Below are 4,256 nucleotides of genomic sequence, written 5' to 3' on the forward strand. Positions count from 1 at the left end.
CCTGGACATGCTGCGCCCAATGAACGAGGAAAAAAAAGCAAAATTATTAAAATCCCGTGAACGTATATTAAAAATAAAAGCCGAATGGGATGCGCCGCAAACTATCTCCGGTATGAATAAACGCAACCTCGAAAAACTGCGTGAAAAATTTCATGTGACTTACGAAACCTACCCGGATGATGCCAAAGCAGTGGAGATTTTATTGCTGCGTGTGGATGTCATTCCACCGGCAATGGTGATGGCGCAGGCGGCGGTAGAATCCGGCTGGGGCACCTCACGCTTTGCTGAAGAGGCGCACAATTTGTTTGGCCACTGGTGCTACAAGCCCGGCTGCGGCATAGTCCCCAGCAAGCGCCCCGCTGGCGCCAAACACGAAGTTAAGAAATTTAACAATGTGGAAGAGTCGATTACGGCATACTTCAACAATATCAACACCCATAACGCCTATCGCCCCTGGCGGCAGCTGCGCGCGCAGTTACGAGATGCACCGCAACAATTTACCGGCAGTGCGATGGTGGCCGAATTGGGTAAGTACTCCGGGCGCGGCAGTGCCTATATTCATGAATTGCGCACCGTTATTCGCAGCAACAATCTGGAATAATGCGCAGCCAAACCGCTAACAATCACTACAACATCACACAGCAAGGAATACTTATGTGTAAACGATTGGCACTAGTTATCAGCGCAATAAGCGGCCTCGCCAGCTTGGGCGCGCAGGCCGATGCCCCTCTGGCATTTCACCTTTCAGGGCAAGGGGTGTACACCAAGGTCAAAGCCTCGAGTGAAACATTTTCACCCACACTGTTCCAGCTTAAAGCGGATATCGAAGTTACCAATGGCCTGCTAGATGGTATCGGCATCCACGGTATGGTCGCTGCCCCCATGAGCGATGACAGCGCCAATGAGTTAACACTGGAGATTGCCCAGCAGAGCGGGATCTATCTCACGCTTACCAACCCTGATACACAGCCAGAAGATTTGAAAGTGAGCATTTTGCTCGGTTACGCCTCGACTGAAATCGAGACTTACTTGCCCAACCTGGGAGAATCCGGCCGCTACAAAGACACCTTTTCTGACTTCAGTTACGGCATTACCTTGCAAGATCAAGTTATAGAGGGCAAACCTTTCTATTGGACACTCGATTATTTGCGCTACTACAACGATGACAATTTACGTGTTGATGGCCTCGGCCTGGGAGTTACCTATGCGTTCTAAAGGAATACATTTATCACTCGCCCTGTTAGTAAGCATGGGCGCATTCAGCTTAAGTGGTTGCGGCGGCGGTGATGGCGACAGCGCACGTGTTGCGCAAACGGTTGATGCGAGTAAAAACGGCGTAACCAAAATTGCGCTTGCCGATACATCCACAGATGGCTATGTGCACATCAATGGCAAACTGCAATTTAATCTGATCGGAACCGATAACACCGGTAAAGAAATCAATTTAAATAACAAAGCGACCTGGACTCTCAACGACAACAGCCTCGGCAATGTTAAAAATGGTTTATTCACTGCAGCAGGAAAAATGGGAACCGGATTAGTGCTCAGTGCAGCCTACGCCGGGCTGCCAACACAAACACAGGACATAGTGTTGTCCGACGCAAACTTGACCAAAGTAGTTATATCTCATCCAACTAGCATCGTTGATGTTTGCAAAAATACAACGCTTGCGGCCACGACCACATTCTCTGATGGTAAAAGTTACGACTACCCACTGACTTGGGCGCTGGCAGATAGTGCAAGCGCCCAGCTTGCAAGCTTTGCCGACGAAACCAAACCTGAGCTGAGCACCAAGAAAAGTGGTGTAATTAAAATCATCGCACGCGGCAAAGATAACAAAGACATTATCGTCCCTTCAAATGAGCTGCCATTTACCATCGACAATAGTTTGACCAAGCTTACGCTCACATCCAACAAAGCGCTTGAAATGCGCCAAGGACAAACAGCGACATTAACGGCGACAGGTGATTACGCAAACTCGAACTCAGAGAATATTATCAAAAATGCTTCATTAACCAGCAGCAACACAGCAGCGCTCACGGTGAACGCTACAACGGGGTTGATCACGGCAGTAACCGGAAGCTTCGGCGGTACCGATGTCACCGTAAGTGCGACTTGCAACGGCGTCTCTGGCACGCTGGTGATCAAAGTTACCAAGCCCGACATACAGAAAGTTGAAATTGTAGGCCCGACCAGCACTACATCTACAGAGACCCTCTCTGTTTCCGTCGATGGCACAGTGGAACCCCGAATCAAAGTAACCTACCCAACCAGTGCCAATACAGACCCGGAAATTTATTCAGCTAAAAATGCCGAATGGGAAATTATCAATACACCAGCAAATTATGACTCCAGCAAAGTTACCTTGGACTCAGAAACTGGCAAAGTCACAATCAATAAATCGTGGGTCCTGGATACCAGCATTACCGTTACACTCTCAGTAAAACTCCTCGACACAGACAACAAAGTCATGATCGGTAGCGATGGAGCAGAGCTGAGAGACACCATTCAATTGACAATTAATCGTTAAATATTCAGTAATGTAAAAACAAAAGGCCGCTATCGTTGCGGCCTTTTGTTTTTATCAACACTCACCAATCAATCCCTTCTGTTGACAACTCATGCCCCGCCCCCTATAAACACTTAACCAATTATCAACACCGTGTTCTTTGCAAAAAATGTTGAATTCGGCGATTAATTTAAGCACCTATAAAACAACAATTTCATGTGCAAAATTTAATTGCAAAATTTGAATGCAGAGGGAAAAAGCAATCCTCCAAACTCACACCAATAATAATTAAATAGAAATATTTTTTCAGTTTTACAACCTGCATCACACTTATAACAAGATCGGCCCATCAACCAACATTTAGCTATTTTTTTGATCACATGCCGATTCCGGTAGGGATTTGCCATGCCAAAAAATGGCTTACTTTATTGCAGTTCAACAAGGAGCTTAATTGTGAATTTAAAAAGTTTATCGCTCTTATCAGCAGCGGGAATGTTGATGACGTACACCGTCAATGTAAACGCGCAGTGCGAAGTCAAATACTCTATCAACTCCAAATGGGGCAATGGTGCAACACTCAGTGTAGACCTCGTAAATTACGGCGCACCAAAAACCACCTGGGAACTAGCATGGAATTTCTCCAATGCAGAAAAAATTTCCCAGTTATGGAATGGCACCTACTCCCAGACAGGGCAATCGGTACGTGTTAAAAACGCAGCATGGAATGGCAACATCAACACCAATCAATCTATTAACTTTGGTTTTAATCTATCCTTTCCCAACGGTACAAACCTCGTAAGGCCAACCGAGTTTTTGTTAAATGGAGTCAAATGTGTTGGGAAAACCAGTTCCAGCGCATCCAGCAATAAAAGCTCAAGCAGTATTAGCTCTTCCAGTAGCGTAAAATCGTCCAGCTCAGTCATTTCCTCCAGCAGTGTAAGATCTTCCAGCTCTGTTATCTCTTCTAGCAGCCTGAAATCTTCCAGTTCTGTATTCTCGTCCAGCAGCAGCCTGCGCTCTTCCAGTAGTCTGTCTTCAAGCTCTTCATCAGTGCCGCCGTTGGCAAATTGCACAAACGAAATTACCTATGGACCGCGTCTGCTGCGTGTATTAACCCGCGCTGAGTACAGCAATAGTGTGCGCGACCTGACCGGTGTAAACATCGCAACCGATTTACCTGGCAGCCTGGATTTTTTGTTGGCCAATACTTACGTCAACGGATTTGAAAACAACACGCAGGAGATTATTAGTAAAACGGTGCAACGAAACTTTGTGAGCCTGGCCAATCGTATTTCCAGCCGGGCCGCGGCGACCAACTTTTCAGGATTCCTGAATTGCTCGGGACTAACGGCGCAACAGTGTGCTGACATATTCACACAAGAAAAACTTACGAACATTTTCCGTCGCCCCGCAACGGCGATAGAGATTCAGGAATATCGCTCCCTATTTTCTGATGCCACTACCGCTGAGCAAATTACTCAGGCTTTGCAATTGGCTTTAAGCACCGCGTTGTCCTCTCCGCAATTTTTGTATCGTCAGGAAACCGGGATAGCGGTGAGTGATATTCGTGCTGGCAATACCGGCGCAATCTTACCCACGCAAACAATTGACAATGATAGTTATGTGCTGACGCACTACGAATTGGCCTCGTTCCTCGCATTTACATTTACTGGCAGCACACCCGATGCAGAGTTACTCAGCGCTGCAACAAATGGCGGATTGACAACAGATGCGGCGATTGAAGCAG

The 4,256-nt window shown here is 46.8% G+C and carries 4 protein-coding genes; all 4 read left to right on the forward strand.

Features of this window, described 5'->3' with window-relative positions:
* Window positions 1-601 (forward strand): glucosaminidase domain-containing protein (locus ACWA6V_RS18130; RefSeq protein WP_449523810.1); only part of this gene is annotated, 601 nt, incomplete at its 5' end.
* Window positions 602-654: 53 nt separating this feature from the next.
* Entirely contained in the window at window positions 655-1,215 is a 561-nt protein-coding gene (locus ACWA6V_RS18135; RefSeq protein ID WP_449523811.1) for a hypothetical protein, read from the forward strand.
* Window positions 1,205-2,530 (forward strand): hypothetical protein, encoded by a 1,326-nt coding sequence (locus ACWA6V_RS18140; RefSeq protein WP_449523812.1) that lies wholly within the window; start codon window positions 1,205-1,207, stop codon window positions 2,528-2,530. Before ACWA6V_RS18135 ends, ACWA6V_RS18140 begins: the two co-directional genes overlap by 11 nt.
* A 432-nt stretch (window positions 2,531-2,962) precedes the next feature.
* Window positions 2,963-4,256: cellulose binding domain-containing protein (locus ACWA6V_RS18145; protein ID WP_449523813.1), on the forward strand; the 1,294-nt coding region annotated here is incomplete at its 3' end.

Source organism: Cellvibrio sp. (genome assembly GCF_053579595.1).

Bases quoted from the DNA above. Each gene is read 5' to 3' on its own strand.
- ACWA6V_RS18135 (WP_449523811.1), top strand. From the start codon at position 655: ATGTGTAAACGATTGGCACTAGTTATCAGCGCAATAAGCGGCCTCGCC.
- ACWA6V_RS18140 (WP_449523812.1), top strand. From the start codon at position 1,205: ATGCGTTCTAAAGGAATACATTTATCACTCGCCCTGTTAGTAAGCATG.